Raw genomic sequence first — 16,136 nt, forward strand, 5'->3', positions numbered from 1 at the left:
GTGTACAGTTAATTGACAAAAGTCAAAGTTCGTTTACGGCCGATCGTTCATAACATAAATTTACCAACTGTAATAAAAACAGCAATACTTCCAGGTGAATCAGCTGAAAGACTATTTATTGCAACCCAATTAGGCGAGGTGTTTTACATAGGTGACGGAGCTATAAAGACATTTTTAAATATTCGTCACCGAATTATTAAACTAGGCACATTTGAAGAAGGTGTTTCTAGTAGTGGGTATGATGAACGCGGATTGCTTGGACTAGCGTTCCATCCACAATTTAATGATAACGGCTTATTTTATCTTCATTATTCAGTAGCCGGGACTCAAGGACCAGGTGCACTTTCAGAACAATTTAAACCTAATCCGTGTGAACCAAAAACTCTAAACTTAAAGTGGACAAATAGAGATACTCAATATGATCATATCGATACGATTGAAGAATGGATTTTACAATCAAACAGTCAGCCTCAAAAGCGACGAACATTACTTAATATAAAAAGGCCATTTTTTAATCATAACGGCGTAAATAGCTTAAATTTTTCACCAGAGACTGGAAAACTGATTTTTACAAATGGCGATGGCGGTTCTGGCTATGACCCCTTTAATTTAAGCCAAGATGATTTAGAAATAGCGGGTAAAATAATTGAAATCGATTTAAGTAAAAATACATTCATAAATAAGCCTCCAGTAGTTACACGCTTTAATGAACTTCCTTTATCTATACAAGAAACACTTACAGTAATTGCGAAAGGTGTTCGGAATATAACCGGCATTTCATTTCAAAGGTTTTATAATCAATATATCAAATACGCCGGTAATGTCGGACAGGATATAGTAGAATCTATTTTTTCATTTGTTCAATACAAACCAATACCAGTTACTGAACTTGTTCATACCCATTTAATAAGAGATATTCCTGAACAATATGGATTGATAAATTTTGGGTGGAGAGGATGGGAAGGAGAATTACCTACTTCTTTTATAAGGCACTGTTCTGAAAATGCTACTTTAGATGATAGAATTATGGCTTATTATAGGGAAACAATAGAAACATCCGCAAAGCGTATCCAGCCCCTAATCAGTTATTTTCATAAAGATTCCAGACCAGATAAATTTGAAGGAACTTCACTTACTGGAGTTCAGCCGTATATGGGAACTGCCATTCCTAGTTTGACTGGTAGCATTGTGTTTACTTATCTTGCTAAGAAAGAAAAATCGCAGTCTTCAGTAAAAGGTGCGTTAGCTTTTTCTAGGGTTGGTACGCATGGTAAACATACTGACTTTCATGTTATTGAAACCCATTATGATTTCGGTGAACAGGCAGCTTATTTTATGAGTTTAGGAACAAATTTGGATCAAACAAGATTATATTTAGGAGTTTACGGTTCTATGAAAGTAACTGATTTTAACAAAGGTACTATTTTTGAAATCGTTCCTTAATATAAAATAAACTCTCAGATTTAGAAGAGGGTAACTAATAAACTATAAGTGTATGAATAAAAATAGAAAGTGATAAATTAAATATCTTTAGGGGGATTTTGATGAATCACTTTAGAAACTATTGGTATCAACCGATGATTGCGCATGAGACAAATTTTGTTCATAAAAGAGAGATGACGCCCGCAAAGCGTTTAGTCATTACAGCATTACTCGGTTCACTTGCTGCTATTTTGCAATCTGCTGGGAACTTAATCCCTGGTATCGGCTTATTTATTAGTCCTTTTGCGACGCTGCCTACATTTTTCGCTATTTGTTATTCTACTCGCACGGGAATACTTTCTTATATTCTTACTATTCTCCTATTATTTATTATTGAGCCAAGTGAACTAATTGTTTTTCCTTTTACTACAGGTTTATTAGGTATTGCGTTAGGTGTATCCTTTATACAATTTAAGAGGAGGATTTGGATTGTTTCCTTTTCGGCGATATGTTTACTTATAGGAATTATGGTCGTTCTTGATATTTTTCGATTTCCTGTATTAGGTCCTACTATTCATACGACTTTGGATATAAAAATTATTCTATCGATATTTATAATGAGCTTTCTATACTGTTGGATTTATGCAGGCTTTTGTAGAATAATGTTGAATAGAGTATATAAAGTATGGACTTAACAATTTCTCATATATTTTCAAAGATTGGAGATTTAAGTCGTGTATAAAGTTAAAATAAGAAGGCCAAATTCGGATGATGTAGATGAATTAAATTTGTTTTTTCGTCTTGTTATTACTCATACATTTAAAAATGAGGGGTTATCACAATTAATGGATGACATAGAAAATGAAATACATACGAAAAAACAGTATTTGAAAAATGATTTGGGGAGTAACGGAGAAAGTCGTTATTTTTTATTAGCAATTGATACAAGTAACGATAAAATCATTGGAACAATTGAAATCGGCCCAGCAAGTACGTTGATTCATAGTTGTACAGGTGGTGTTCTTAAAGATTTATATGAAATAGGAACAGTATTTGTATTACCTGAATATCAAAGAAAAGGCATAGGCAATGTATTACTAAACGCAATGTATATTACGTTACTTAGCAGAGGAATAACAGAATACTGTTTAGATAGTGGATACAAAAAAGCGCAAAGTATATGGGTGAAAAAGTTTGGAGAACCTAGTTATGTACTGAAGGATTATTGGGGAGAATCAAGTGATCATATGATTTGGAAGAAGAGTTTACATGATGCTCCTATAATATTTGAATTATAAAATGAAATATGCCTCTGAACGTAGCTTTTCTTACATATGTATGCTATTATTTATCTTTATAATAAAAGAGGACGTGAATGAACTTGATTAAAATTAATATTCCTGAAGCTGATATTTCAATTACTGAACGTAAACAAGTTATTAAAGGAGACGAGCCAATAATCACTCCAATTAATGGTTTTATTGATTTCCACTTGTTCCCTAGAGATAAAGGCGGCATTTTTATGTTTTATAATATTAATGACGAACTTCTTTTCGTAGGTAAAGCTCGTAAAATTAGACAACGTATTAAGAAGCATTTTGAAGACAATGTTTCACCAATTAAAAATCACCGTGATGAAGTATACCGCATTGATGCATGTATCGTAGAAGATCCAACAGAAAGAGAAATTTACGAAACATATATCATTAATGAATACAAAGCAAAATATAACGTTGATAAAGTATTCTATAAGTAATAAAAAAACAATCCTAGCACATATACTGGGATTGTTTTTTTATTTAAATTTAGTCCTCATATTTTCCTCCTTTTTTCAAATGATTCGCAACAATAAAGCAGCACACACCTATACAAATAAGTACAATTCCAAGCGCTTTATGTTTCCCTTCAAAGAAAGGAATATCAGAAATAACATTTGTCATACATAACCCAACAAACACAAGAATAGGTCCTAACCACAGTAATATATTTCCTAATTTCGTATGTTGCCACATAGTAACCCTCCCGACCTCTTTTTACATATATATCCATAAAATGAAAGTAAATTCATAGAGAAATATAGTTTTTTTCATATCGAAAATTTAATCTTCATATATTGGTACAAGCAAACGAGAAAGGGGACTATCATGAATTGGTTAGAAGCTTTTATATTAGGGATCATACAAGGTTTAACAGAATTTTTACCGATAAGTAGTACAGGTCATCTTTATTTAGGAAGACATTTGTTTCAATTAGATGAAGCTGGATTATTTTTAGATACGATGCTGCATATTGGGACTTTACTTGCGGTATTTATTTATTACAAAAAAGAATTTATTTATTTAATTAAAAATCCATTTTCAAAACTAATGCTACTACTTATTGTCGGGACGATACCCGCAGTCGTAATTGGCTTGTTATTTAAAGATTTCTTTGAGGATATTTCAAAAACAGGTATTACGATTGGTTGGGAGTTTTTAGTGACAGGATTCTTTCTCTACATGGCCGACAAACAAAAGAACGGTCGTAAAAAAATGGACAACATTACATATAAAGATGCATTTATTATCGGTTCCTTTCAAGCGGCTGCTATTTTTCCGGCAATTTCTCGTTCTGGAATGACAATCGTCGCTGCATTATGGAGAAAGTTAGACCGCGAAACTGCTGCTTATTTTTCTTTCTTGTTATCAACTCCAGCTATTGTCGGAGCTATCATTTTGCAATTAGCAGATGTTTATCAAGGGAAAGCAGAATCTATTTCTAGTACATCTTTAATTGTCGGAACGTTATCAGCTGCTTTTTTTGGTTACATAGCCGTTTCATGGATGATTCAATATTTAAAACGTCACTCTTTAAAAGTATTCGCGTACTACGTATGGGGATTAGGTATTTTAATTTTAACGTTGCAATATACTCATGTGTTTTAGTTTAGTAACAGATCCTGTTTCATTCACACAAGGCAGGGTCTTTTTTCATTAAGGAGGAAAATATGTTTAATAAAGCTATCGTTATTGGCGGAAGTATCGCAGGAAAACTCGCAGCAAAAGCATTATCAACTACTTTTAAAGAAGTAATCATTATAGAAGCCGGTGAAAGATGGGATGGAAAAGCTTCGAGAAAAAGAGTTCCACAAAGTAATCATCCTCATGTGTTATTAAAAGGTGGAGAAAATGCCATTCAGGAATTGTTTCCTACTATCACTAATGAACTAGTTGAAGCAGGTAGTATCGTAAATAACTTTACTCGTGATTTAAAATGGCATCAATTTGGTTTATGGAAACAATCATTCATAGGAGAAGTACATATGATTCAACAAAGTAGGTTTTTGCTTGAATGGCATATTCAAAAACGAATAGATCAGGTTTCTACTATTACTATTAAATATGAAACATTGATTGAAGGGTTATTAATAGATGGAAAACGTAACAAAGTATGTGGAGTAAAAGCGAAATGTTTAGAGACGGGAACGCAAGAAGAAATTAAAGCAGATATTGTTGTTGATGCGAGTGGATTTGCTTCAAAAAGTATAGCTTGGCTACGTGAATACAATATTGAAGTACGAGAAGAAAAAGTACGTATTGATTTATTTTACGCAACTAGAATGTTTAAACTTAAAGAAAATGAGAAATTAGACTGTTGTAATATGCTAATGTCTCCAAGCTTTCCTGACAATCCGTATGGCGTTCTTATTCAAACAATTGAGGATAATCGTTATTTTGTTACTTTCAGTGGTTATGCAAATGAGAAAGCACCACAAACAGATGATGAATTTTATAATTTTGCTGAAAATCTATCAATTTCTAATGTGACAGATTTTCTAAATAAAGCAGAGGCAATTTCAAATATCAAAACTTACAAAATTCCGTATCAAGTACGTCGGCGATTTGATTTAGTAAATGATTTACCCGAAAGGTTGTTAGTAATTGGGGATGCACATTGTCGTTTCGATCCTGTTTTTGGGCAAGGTGTTTCAGTTGCTGCTATGGAAGCTTATCAATTGCAGTTACTTTTACAAAGGAAACAAAAGCTTGATAAAGCATTTACAAAGCAGTTTTATAAAGAGACCGCTCATATCATACAAACTCCATGGGAAATGACTACAACGGAAATATCACGCCATCCTCAGCTAAAAAAAGAATTAACGATAAAGCAAAAATTTCAGCTTTGGTATACGAAACAAATATATCAACTATCTGCAAGTGACTCTGACATTTATATTCGATTAGTAAGAGTGATGAATTTAATTCGTAGTCCATTTCACCTATTTCATCCGAAAGTGTTACTTGCTGTGTTACTGAAGCGAAAGAAATAGAAGGAAAATAGTTGGTTGAAAAAGAATATATAACAGTTAGTAGATATAGAAGGAGTAGTCAAGATGAAAATATACATAGAACAATTAAAGAAAAACGATGCTAAGGATTTATTTACGTTTGAACTTACGAATAAATCTTTTTTTGAAACAATGGTACCAAATCGTGGCTCGCAATATTTTGATTTTGAATATTTTCAAAAACTATTAGATGATTTATTAATAGAACAGGCTGATGGAGATTCTTATTTTTATTTAATTCGTAACGAAGAAAAAGAAATTGTAGGACGAATAAATTTAGTAGATATAGATACAGAATCCCGAAGTAGTTCACTAGGCTATCGAGTCGGAGAAAAGTTTACTAAAAAAGGAATTGCAACAGCAGCTGTAAAATTAGTTTTAGACGTAGCGAAAAATAATGAAATCACTGAAGTACACGCTAAAACAACTACTAATAATCTCGCATCACAAGTTGTACTAGAAAAAAGCGGATTTTCTTCTTATCATAACGAAGCAGATACAAATTCTGTAGAATTAAACGGGGAACATGTGAAGTTTGTACATTATATATGGAGAAATACTTCGCGCTTATAATAAGGGGGACTTATACATGAATGATTTACGTTATCCAATTGGCCAATTTACATACAAACGTCCTATTACTGAAGAAATGATTGATACATGGATTCAAGAAATTGAAGATTTACCTAATGAACTAGCAAAGGCAATTAAAGATTTAGATCAGAAGCAGTTAGACACACCGTATCGCGTTGGTGGATGGACAGTTCGTCAAGTAGTTCATCACGTTGTTGATAGTCATATGAACAGCTACATACGCTTTAAATTAGCATTAACAGAAAAGAATCCAACAATTAAACCGTATAAAGAAGAGAAGTGGGCAGAATTACCTGATTCTAAATTGCCAGTAGATGTTTCACTAGTAATGTTAGATTCATTACATAAAAGATGGGTTAACCTATTATATTCTTTAGAACTTGAAGATCTAGAAAAGACATTTAACCATCCAGAGTCTGGCGAAACAAAACTTGCTGCTGCAATAGGACTATACGCATGGCATGGTCGCCATCATACAGCTCATATTAACTCGTTAAGAAAGCGTCTTAATTGGTAACATGGAGATTACATTAGAGAAGGCAACAGAAATTGATGCAGCATTGTTATTTCAAATGCAAATAGACTCTTTTAAACCTTTATTAAATAAATATAAAGACTATGAAACAAATCCAGCAAATGAATCTATTGAAAAAACTATTTTAAGGATTAATAATCCTAGTAATAACTTTTATAAGATTATATTTGATTCGAACCTTGTTGGAGCAATATGCATATCAAAAAAAGAAATACCTAATAAATTCTGGATTAGTCCAATGTTTATTCATCCAATCTATCAAGGGAAAGGAATTGCTCAGAAGGTACTTATTTTAATTGAAGAGATGTTTCCAGAAGCACGAAGTTTTGAACTTGCTACGATTTTAGAAGAAGAAAGAAATTGTTTTCTATACGAAAAGATGGGATATACAAGAACAGAAGAAACTAAGAAATTAAATGATAAAACTACACTTATTTATTACAAAAAAGAAAGGTAAAGCGTTTAAAATACGCTTTACCATTTTATGTTATTTTAGATTAAATATACAAAAACGATGAATATTCTTCCAAAATACTCAGGTTAGTAATTTTATATATGAATAAACATACAGAAAAGCGTTATTTCGTCGTATATGTTACTAACGCTTTTTGAATGCTTAAAACACTATCGTCACCTTTAAATTCTTTCGTAATTGGTGTACTCAAACTAGATACCCAAATTTTAAGTTCTGCATCTAAATCAAAATGCCCAGCTGTTTCAATGCTAAATTGTGTAATGCTTTTATAAGGGATAGAATGATACTCAGTTTTTTTACCTGATATTCCTTGTTTATCTACTAAAATAAGACGACGATTTGTAAATACGATTAAATCACGAATTAATTTATAAGCATGTTCAACTTTCTCATCGTCTAACATAATCTTCTCTAAATCACGTTCTACACTTTCTGTACTCGTATTTGATGCATTTCCTAAAATACCGCTAAATAAACCCATAGGAAATTCCTCCTCCATTATTTGTGGTATGTGTTACTTATATTGTACCATGCAACTTGGTGTGAAGTTATGATATTACATTAGTAGTTTCTGGCTATTGTTGTAATCCTTTTATACAACCTCATCTTAATATCTTATGCTAATATGTAAGTAAGAAAAAAGAAGCAGAGGGATATAGCATGAAGAATATCGGTTTAGTATTAGAAGGCGGAGGAATGAAAGGTTTATATACGGCAGGCGTACTCGAATATTTTATGGAAAAGAACTTATTCTTTCCTTACGTAGTCGGCGTATCTGCTGGAGCTTGTATGGGAGCGACTTATTTATCACGTCAAAAAGGGAGAAATAAGAAAGTGAATACAGAGCTAGTAGCAGATCATCGTTATATATCTTATCGAAATTTCATTCGAAAACGCGAATTATTTGGAATGGACTTTTTATTTGATGAAGTACCTAATAAAATTGTTCCATTTGATTTTCAAACTTTCTTAAACTCAAATGAACAGTTTGTTATAGGGACGACTGATTGTGAATCAGGACAAGCTATTTATTATAATAAAGCAGAACACGGAAATGATATTTTAAAAATCATTCGTGCATCTAGCTCAGTGCCGTTTATAGCACCTGCTGTAGAATATGATAATCGAAAATTGCTAGATGGAGGAATTATAGATCCTATACCGGTTTTAAAAGCGCAAACTGATGGTTATGAAAAGAACGTTGTAATTATGACAAAACCAGAAGGATATGAGAAACAGCGAAATAAATTTTCTGGGCTAGCTAAAATTTTATATAGGAAATATCCGAACATCGCAGAATCTTTAGTAGAACATTATCGTTTTTATAATGAGACGATATCTTATATGAATCAAATAAAACAAAAAGACAACTTTTATATTATTCAGCCTAGCGTACAGCTTCCAATAAGCGGAATAGAAAGAAGTAAAGAAAAGCTCGTTAATTTATATAATCTTGGCTATACAGATGCTCAATATCATTATAAAAACTTATTAAATTGGATAGAGAAATAAAGGGGTGGAAAGTTGAAGTTAGGAAAAAGGGTTATTTTTAATGAATTGCAGAAAATGCCTAGTCTGCTGTATAAACCGTTTCCGAATTGTGACATTCGAAAAATACGAAAAGATTTTAATAATATGTTTACAGAAGATGATTGTATAAGCGCTGATTTAAATTATTATTGGATGCATACAGCAGGTACTTTAAGTTACGTACTTAATAACAATGAACAGGAGATTGTGTTTAATCAAATAAAATGGCTAAGGAAATCGTTTTTTGAATGGTTTCCACAATATTGTTTTCTAGAAATAGAGATTATGAAGTATCCCATTTTATATAGAGATTTCATGAATTATGAAAAGACCCGCAAGCTATTACTTTATTATCTTACTGAATAAAAATTAAAACGTACAAGTGATGCTGCTTGTACGTTTTTTGTTCATAAAATATACAATATTTACAACTTATCCATGTAGGTATTTTAACGAGAAAAAAGAAGTACATATAGAGAATGTGTGAGGGAGGAGATAGAAGTTTGTTAGTTGTTTCCCTTTAAATTCATGTCCAACTCAAATATTTCGAGTAAAATTCGCTTCTAAATGGTATTATCAAATATCAAGAAAACTAATTTAGAAACGAAGAAGGGACAGATTTAATATGGAAAACGTATCAAATGTAGATAAAGTAGAATCAATAAAGTCTTTACAGTCAACAATCCGTAAACTTGAAAATGCCTTATCACAGATGACTCAAAAAGGCTCAAACACTACTTTAGTGAAAAAAAGACTCAAAGCAGCTATTATCGGCTTAGCTATGTTAGAAAGTATTTGGAATCAAGAAACCCATCATTACACGCAAGAGGATTTAGCAGACGCTCGAAATGTTCTAATTGGTTTGCTTCCATCAATTGAAAAGATTTATGTTAAGTCAAAGCTTGGGAGTCCTCAAAGAACACTTTTAGAAAGAAGAATAAAATCATTAGAACTTTCTATTCAGGCAATTGATTATTTTTCTAATAAATAACTTCGCTAAACAAATAACTTACGACTACTTTTAAATAGGGATTCTAATGAAAAAAACTACATATAGAATACTACAAAGGAGAAAGAGAGGTGACTACAATAATCAGTCCTAAGTTAGAGAAGCTTAAAAATCAATTAAAGAATGGAAACGAAAAAGCTCTTTATACTTTTTTGCATGAAATAAAGTCAAATCACACGCCACTAATAGAACAATGCCCTGCAGATAATCAGTATAAGCTTATAACTTATATATGGTTAGGGGATCAAAACACTGAAAATGTTTATGTATTCGGTAGTTTTCCTGGTTGGGATTTGTCTGTAAATCAATTACAACAATTGTTACAGACAGATATTTGGTATGTTACGTTTAGGACGAATAAGAGTTTTATTTCAACTTATTATTTTACAGTAAATGATTTTTTCGAAAATGATTGGATAAAGCGTAGTGAACAGTATCAACTAGACCAATTTAATAAAAATACATTTGGAGAAGGTACCAATAAAGCGACTTTGTTAAATATAGAGATGGAAGTGAAGTATAGCAGTCGTTTTCCTTCAAATCATTATCCATCTGGGAGAATTGAAACATATTCTTTTTATAGTTCGATTTTAAATAACACACGTAAAATTCATATTTATACGCCTCATGATTATTCTCACACTTCACATCTTCAAGAACTTCTCATTGTATTTGATGGGAATTCATTCATTAATGACCTTTCAATCACAAAAACACTTAATTATTTAATTTACGAAAAAGAAATCCCATCTTGTATTGCTGTGGCTATAGATCCTGTTAACCGGCTAGAAGAACTAACTTATAACGATAAAATGAATGCATTTTTAACGAAGGAATTACTTCCATGGATTCAAACTAAATATCATGTGTATCAAAAAGCAAAACATACAACAATTGCTGGTTTCAGCCTTAGTGGCTTAGCAGCTTTTTATGCAGCACTTCAAAATCCACATATTTTCGGAAATGTGTTGTCAATGTCTGGATCCGTACATTGGAAAAAGGATAATTATGAAAATACAATTCCTTGGATTGAAAATCAAATTTCATCAATAGATTCTAATGCGACTCATCTCAATTCTTACATAGCAGTAGGTGAACTTGAAAATGAACCTCTTTTAACGGCTAATAGACGTCTATATAAAGCTTTAGAAGAAAAGAAATGCCAAACCACCTATGAAGAGTTTCAAGGCGGACATGATAGCGTGTGGTGGCGAGAAAAGCTATTCGATGGATTAAGGGCATTAGAACTTACAAAAACGACACTAAAAAATAAAAAGGAGAGAGAATCTATGAATCAAGAAGAACTAGATAAAAAACTAAAAAAGCAAGAGATTTTAGTAAAAGATGAGAAAGTTTGGTCCTATACGTATGAGGATCATATTAGTTCTATCGTTAAAGAAGCAGAAAAGAGAGGGTCTTTTGATAATATGCCTGGTAAAGGGAAACCTCTAAATCTAGATAAAGACCTTTCATACAATCCTGAAAAGCAACTGTATAGAACGTTAAAGAATAATCATGTTTTACCAAGGTGGATTGAGCTTTCAAAAGAAATTGATGATTTAAAAGAAAGGCTAAAAGAAAATATAAATTCTGAAGAAGCAGCGGATTTAATTCGAACTATTAATAAAAAGGTTTTAGAACATAACTTAATTTGTCCACCAAGTGCGCAAAAAACGAGGGTGAAAACGGAATTTTAACGATTTTTAATGAAGTTATCTCTTGCTATATAATTAAGTAAAGCATTTTCAATTCATTATTAAAGGGAGGCAGATGTAATGAAGAATACGTATCAACTTCAAATTCCGAAAGAACTAGAGCAGTATCGTACTATTTTAGAAGAAAGTGTGAAACCGTATATTAACGTGTCTGGAACATTAGCAGAGACAACGCTTTTTGAGAGTAAGTTTGGTGGGTATCCGTATTTACCTATAGATCAAGAGCACCCTAAAGATTCAAATGGACAACCTATGATGTTACTTGCTCAACTAAACTTTGAAGAAATGCCACATGTTGAATATATGCCTCAAAAGGGAATGTTACAGTTTTTCGTAAGTGCTGATGATGAGCTTTATGGAGCAGATTTTGATCATCCAACAATCCAAAAGGATTTTCGAATTATTTATCATTCTACAATTATAAAAGATTTAAATAAGGTAATTACTGATTTTAGTTATTTAAACACTTTAGAATTAGAGGACTTTATTATTCCCGAAGCAGCGAAATTAAAGTTTGAATTAGGTTATCAACCGGTAACATCAAGGGATTATCGATTTGAAAAGATGTTTAGTGAAGAAATTGATTGGGAAGAAATTGTTGATGAAGAAAATAGTACAGAATTAGGTGAACTGTATGATGATATATATGTAAGTCAAGGCCATAAAATAGGCGGTTATCCATTTTTCACACAAACAGATCCAAGAGAATGGGAAGTAAAATACGAGCATCATGACATATTGTTGCTACAAATCGATACAGACGATTCGTTAAATATTATGTGGGGAGATTCTGGTGTTGCTAATTTCTTTATAAAAAAAGACGATTTGTTAAATCTAAATTTTTCTAATGTTATTTACAATTGGGATTGTTATTAAAAACTTATAAATGAAATACTAGCAAACTAAAAAATCTTCCTGAAGGTGAGGGAGATTTTTTTATGTTAAATATAAACGTTATGTTAACTAGAATAAAAAATATGAGTGTAATGAAAGTCAAGCATAAATCACAACAAATAATACAAAGTTATAAAACGTGTGCAAATAGCAATAAATTCATAAAGTAACACATAAAATAAAAATATAAATTTATATTTTGTATAGAAATAAAATTTCTGTATAAAAATTTATTGCCGATCAAAAATGTTTTTGATTTGTTAAATCGTAAGCGATTATTGATTAAGAGTTGCTGTGATGAATGTAAAACAAATAAAAACTGTAGAAATTCGTTTAAATACGATTTTGTATGAATCTCACTAAAAATCTCCGTTTCGTCTCATTAAGTATAGTTTACTTGGATTTTGATACCTGATATTGCTTTGTTTCTATAACTACCTATAATATATATTATGTTAACTGGATAAAAGTAATAAACTTATTATATGTTAGTATACATTGTTACGCTTCCCTTTTCATCGGATTCATTCTGTGTAATCGATTGTGTGCTTATTTGTTGTTGTTTTATGAGTTGTTGATGATAATGTCTCCAGATATAAATTATATTTAAGACAATAAAAAATGCAATTCGTTTTAAATGAACACATTAAACGAATTGCATGGATATGATTCATAATAAGTTTTTAAAATTAGTTTGCTACAGCAATTGCTTCGATTTCAATTAAAAAGTTATCGTTAATTAACTTTCTAACTTCTACAGCTGAACTTGCTGGTGGATTTTTAGTATCAATGTATTGATCTCGTATATCTCTAACAGTGGCCATTTGAGAAATATCTGTTAAGAAAAATGTTAATTTTACTACATCATTAAATTGTAATTCTAAAGTATCTAATGCACTTTTAATGTTTTCGAATACTTGTCGCGTTTGTATAGCTATATCACCAACACCAACTATTTGACCATCGGTATTGATTGCTACTTGTCCAGATATGTAAATTGTTCGTTTAGCGTTACTAACTTCGACTACATGTGAGTATCCAAAAGTTGGTGGCATCGTTTCTGGATTGATAAATTTCTTTTGCAAGACTCTTCTCTCCTTTAAATATCTTATTTTCTTTATATTAGATTTTAATTTCAGATTATCCCTTATTTACTAATAATTATTTCTCCATTCAGCTGCTACATTTGTAAAAGTATATTAGCACTTTAATTTAAAGTTATTGATGGATTATGTACGTTTGATTTTTTTGTGTGCTTGTTATAATTACACCTTGTTTTATTAATTCTTCAGTTACTTTTGTATAGAAAAAGTGATACCACCAGATAAAAAACTCTTCATAAGTAATTTCTTTTGAGTATCTGCTACTGGCAAAGTATTGTTTTAAAGGTTTATCGTTTTCATTAAATAATAAGACTAAATCTTCACTGATTGTGTTTGCAATTTCGTTAAGTATAAATAAGTCTGTTGATTTAAACACCGGGATAACAGGTTGTGAATTTTGATATAAGCCTAATTTTTCGTAAACTACATTTAAATGTAAGTCTATTTGTCTATCTGCTGCTACGAAACCTTTTACTAATTGCTTTTTCTTATAATTAATATCAGTATTAGTGTTTTGAAAATATTCTTCAAATATTTCGTTATTTGCTGTTATTAAATTTAATGTTGAATATCGAGAATTTCCATAAAGACCAATTTGAACTTCTCCTAAATCTAAATACGTATTCCCATACATCCCGAAAGCCTCTATATCTGCTAGTTCTTGTTCTTGAATAGCATAATAATATCGTTTCTTTTTTCTTAAAGGTCGTTTCTTTTTTAAATAGTTTTCTTCAATGTAATTTATTTGTCCAAAATCTAATAACACACCACTATAGAGTAAAAGACTATACGATTCTTTAGATAAATGATTAAACGCGTCGATTCTTTTTGAAAACCATTCAATTTGATTTGAATGGTTTTCAATGATCTTAAGTGTTTGTTTAATTAGAGGTTCACAAAGGTTATAAAGTTTTTTTCCTTCACAAGCTGTTATAACCATACATGTTGGATAGTACCTCCCTCCTGTTTGTTTCAATAGCCCCTCTACTTCTAATGAATTAATGCGCTCTTCAAATTCCTCATTCGTCCAACCTAGCACCATTTTCACAATATTTGACTCAAAACCAAGATGAAGCATTACAAGTAAATATTGAAGCTTCGTTCCCTTTATTTTTACAGATGGCGAATTATCTCCAGACGAAATCATTTTTGCTTCATAAGCTGTATGTAATATATTCTCCGGACTATTATTAGTGAGCATTTCATATTCCCTCCCTTACTAATAAATTCATTGTAAAATCTATGTATTTATTAAGTTCTATAAACGAAAATGAGTGTCCTCTAATAATCCCAAATTAAAAACCTTAGCATAGGTATACTAAGGTTTCTTACATTTTTATAATGAATGAATTCTTTCATAGTCTTTTTTAAATTGATTATCATTTTTTAACCAACTTTTAAAAGTTGGTTCCTTTATTTCTAAAATGGAACAAGTTTTAGCGATACATTTATTTTTCATATATTCCTTAAGGAAATTTTGTTTTCTCTGCTTAACAGCAGCTTGAGTTCTTTTTAGCTTTCGATCTTTTAATTGATCTAGACTTAGACTTTCTTTCTGAAATTCTTCATATTTTCTATGCAAATAAATATCTTTGTCTTTATAAATCCACTTTGAAAATAGTTGTATTGGTTTTCTTCCGGTTAAAATGACGCGATAATGTTTATTTTGATTTAGTAAATCGGCTGGTAAATTATGATTTTGTAGTACCTGATTTAAAGAATTCATAAAGCTATATGATCCTCCTACAAAGCTTACTGTATAAGTTTCATACTTGACGTAACCATCCCCATCAAAATACCCTCGCACAAAATGATGTAAATATTCTTCTGGTACAAAAGGAAATTCAATGTTAAAAGATTTACATGGCATAATTCCATGTATGTTCATAAGGTCATCTTTTATTGTTTTGCTATTAATGTTTAGCATATATACACCTGTTTTTTCGTTTTGGTAAAGTGGCTGGTTTGTTTTTAGTTCTTTTTTTATGTCTTCTAAAATATAACTTACTTTTTGAGATATACTGACACATTGATTTTCTTTCTGTATAACACCATCTGCTGCTATAACCCCTAATATATAAGCCATATTATTTGACCACGTTTTAAAATAATCTTCTGTTATGTCATACTTTCTCTTCCAACTCCCTATAGCGCGCCTTGGAACGTTGCTGTCTGATAAAACCATACGAATATACCTTGCAGACACATTAGCAAGAGTAGCTATTTCTGAAGTACACTTCCCTTCTGCATATTGTTGCGTTATTTCCGATTTTGATAGTTTACATTTTGAGTTCTTTTTTCTCTCTATTTGCACTTACATCCTCTCCTTCCTTTTAATAATTAGAGACATATTTTCTTCTATAACATATAACGAAACGTATGTTCTTTGCTGCTTATAAGAAGAACTTTACAAAATTAAAACAATTTACATTTACTTCGTATTCATTTTATCTGCTGCATGGTTTTTGTTTTGCATATAAGAATAATGAATTTGACAAATTTATGAAATGTACTGCAATTACGGTGAAAGGT

The 16,136-nt window shown here is 31.1% G+C and carries 19 protein-coding genes; 14 read left to right on the plus strand and 5 right to left on the minus strand.

Annotated elements, in window-relative coordinates; translation table 11 throughout:
* Positions 1-12 precede the first annotated feature (12 nt).
* From VF726_RS21300 to VF726_RS21315, 4 genes are all read left to right on the plus strand, one after another.
* Positions 13-1,443 carry a PQQ-dependent sugar dehydrogenase gene (locus tag VF726_RS21300; RefSeq protein ID WP_440171878.1) on the plus strand — a complete coding sequence of 477 codons (1,431 nt, stop codon included), beginning with the start codon at positions 13-15 and terminating at the stop codon, positions 1,441-1,443.
* Positions 1,444-1,544: 101 nt separating this feature from the next.
* The gene (locus VF726_RS21305; protein ID WP_440171880.1) at positions 1,545-2,117 is read left to right on the plus strand and encodes a hypothetical protein; all 573 of its coding nucleotides are present in this window, start codon (positions 1,545-1,547) and stop codon (positions 2,115-2,117) included.
* A gap of 39 nt (positions 2,118-2,156) precedes the next feature.
* Positions 2,157-2,720: a GNAT family N-acetyltransferase gene (locus VF726_RS21310; RefSeq protein WP_440171882.1), complete on the plus strand. Its 564-nt coding sequence runs from the start codon at positions 2,157-2,159 to the stop codon at positions 2,718-2,720.
* Between the two features lie 77 nt (positions 2,721-2,797).
* Entirely contained in the window at positions 2,798-3,178 is a 381-nt protein-coding gene (locus VF726_RS21315) for a nucleotide excision repair endonuclease (RefSeq protein ID WP_440171884.1), read from the plus strand.
* A gap of 49 nt (positions 3,179-3,227) precedes the next feature.
* Here VF726_RS21315 and VF726_RS21320 read toward each other — a convergent pair whose 3' ends face one another.
* Positions 3,228-3,434, minus strand: a complete 207-nt coding sequence (locus VF726_RS21320) for a hypothetical protein (protein WP_440171886.1) — start codon at positions 3,432-3,434, stop codon at positions 3,228-3,230.
* A 132-nt stretch (positions 3,435-3,566) separates the two neighbouring features.
* Here VF726_RS21320 and VF726_RS21325 point away from each other — a divergent pair, with 132 nt between their 5' ends.
* From VF726_RS21325 to VF726_RS21345, 5 genes are all read left to right on the plus strand, one after another.
* The gene (locus tag VF726_RS21325; protein WP_440171888.1) at positions 3,567-4,346 is read left to right on the plus strand and encodes an undecaprenyl-diphosphate phosphatase; all 780 of its coding nucleotides are present in this window, start codon (positions 3,567-3,569) and stop codon (positions 4,344-4,346) included.
* Between the two features lie 62 nt (positions 4,347-4,408).
* On the plus strand, positions 4,409-5,731 hold the full coding sequence (locus tag VF726_RS21330) for an FAD-dependent oxidoreductase (RefSeq protein ID WP_440171890.1): 1,323 nt from the start codon (positions 4,409-4,411) through the stop codon (positions 5,729-5,731).
* Between the two features lie 63 nt (positions 5,732-5,794).
* Complete coding sequence (locus VF726_RS21335; protein WP_440171892.1) at positions 5,795-6,322, plus strand: GNAT family N-acetyltransferase; 528 nt, start codon at positions 5,795-5,797, stop codon at positions 6,320-6,322.
* 16 nt (positions 6,323-6,338) lie between these two features.
* Positions 6,339-6,860: a YfiT family bacillithiol transferase gene (locus VF726_RS21340; RefSeq protein WP_440171894.1), complete on the plus strand. Its 522-nt coding sequence runs from the start codon at positions 6,339-6,341 to the stop codon at positions 6,858-6,860.
* Position 6,861: 1 nt separating this feature from the next.
* Entirely contained in the window at positions 6,862-7,335 is a 474-nt protein-coding gene (locus VF726_RS21345; protein WP_440171896.1) for a GNAT family N-acetyltransferase, read from the plus strand.
* A 121-nt stretch (positions 7,336-7,456) separates the two neighbouring features.
* Here VF726_RS21345 and VF726_RS21350 read toward each other — a convergent pair whose 3' ends face one another.
* On the minus strand, positions 7,457-7,834 hold the full coding sequence (locus tag VF726_RS21350; protein WP_000522480.1) for a PH domain-containing protein: 378 nt from the start codon (positions 7,832-7,834) through the stop codon (positions 7,457-7,459).
* 179 nt (positions 7,835-8,013) lie between these two features.
* On the opposite strand from VF726_RS21350, the gene VF726_RS21355 reads away from it, so the two are divergent.
* The 5 genes from VF726_RS21355 (at position 8,014) to VF726_RS21375 (ending at position 12,483) form a co-directional block, all read left to right on the plus strand.
* Entirely contained in the window at positions 8,014-8,865 is an 852-nt protein-coding gene (locus tag VF726_RS21355) for a patatin-like phospholipase family protein (protein WP_440171898.1), read from the plus strand.
* A gap of 12 nt (positions 8,866-8,877) precedes the next feature.
* Positions 8,878-9,249, plus strand: a complete 372-nt coding sequence (locus VF726_RS21360; RefSeq protein WP_000765968.1) for a YxiJ-like family protein — start codon at positions 8,878-8,880, stop codon at positions 9,247-9,249.
* A 259-nt stretch (positions 9,250-9,508) separates the two neighbouring features.
* Entirely contained in the window at positions 9,509-9,874 is a 366-nt protein-coding gene (locus tag VF726_RS21365; protein WP_440171900.1) for a hypothetical protein, read from the plus strand.
* A gap of 89 nt (positions 9,875-9,963) precedes the next feature.
* Positions 9,964-11,589 carry a DnaJ family domain-containing protein gene (locus VF726_RS21370; RefSeq protein ID WP_440171902.1) on the plus strand — a complete coding sequence of 542 codons (1,626 nt, stop codon included), beginning with the start codon at positions 9,964-9,966 and terminating at the stop codon, positions 11,587-11,589.
* 78 nt (positions 11,590-11,667) lie between these two features.
* Complete coding sequence (locus tag VF726_RS21375; protein WP_440171904.1) at positions 11,668-12,483, plus strand: YwqG family protein; 816 nt, start codon at positions 11,668-11,670, stop codon at positions 12,481-12,483.
* 707 nt (positions 12,484-13,190) lie between these two features.
* Here the strand turns inward: VF726_RS21375 and VF726_RS21380 are convergent.
* The 3 genes from VF726_RS21380 to VF726_RS21390 all read right to left on the minus strand — a co-directional run bounded on the left by VF726_RS21380 (position 13,191) and on the right by VF726_RS21390 (position 15,918).
* A complete protein-coding gene (locus VF726_RS21380) occupies positions 13,191-13,586 on the minus strand; it encodes a RidA family protein (protein ID WP_213745378.1) in 396 nt (131 codons plus the stop codon).
* Positions 13,587-13,719: 133 nt separating this feature from the next.
* Complete coding sequence (locus VF726_RS21385; protein ID WP_440171906.1) at positions 13,720-14,805, minus strand: hypothetical protein; 1,086 nt, start codon at positions 14,803-14,805, stop codon at positions 13,720-13,722.
* A 135-nt stretch (positions 14,806-14,940) separates the two neighbouring features.
* Positions 14,941-15,918, minus strand: coding sequence for an LAGLIDADG family homing endonuclease (locus tag VF726_RS21390; RefSeq protein ID WP_440171908.1), 978 nt, complete (start codon positions 15,916-15,918; stop codon positions 14,941-14,943).
* Positions 15,919-16,136 lie beyond the last annotated feature (218 nt).

It is taken from the genome of Bacillus sp. Brlt_9 (assembly GCF_051948935.1).
GTDB lineage: Bacteria > Bacillota > Bacilli > Bacillales > Bacillaceae_G > Bacillus_A.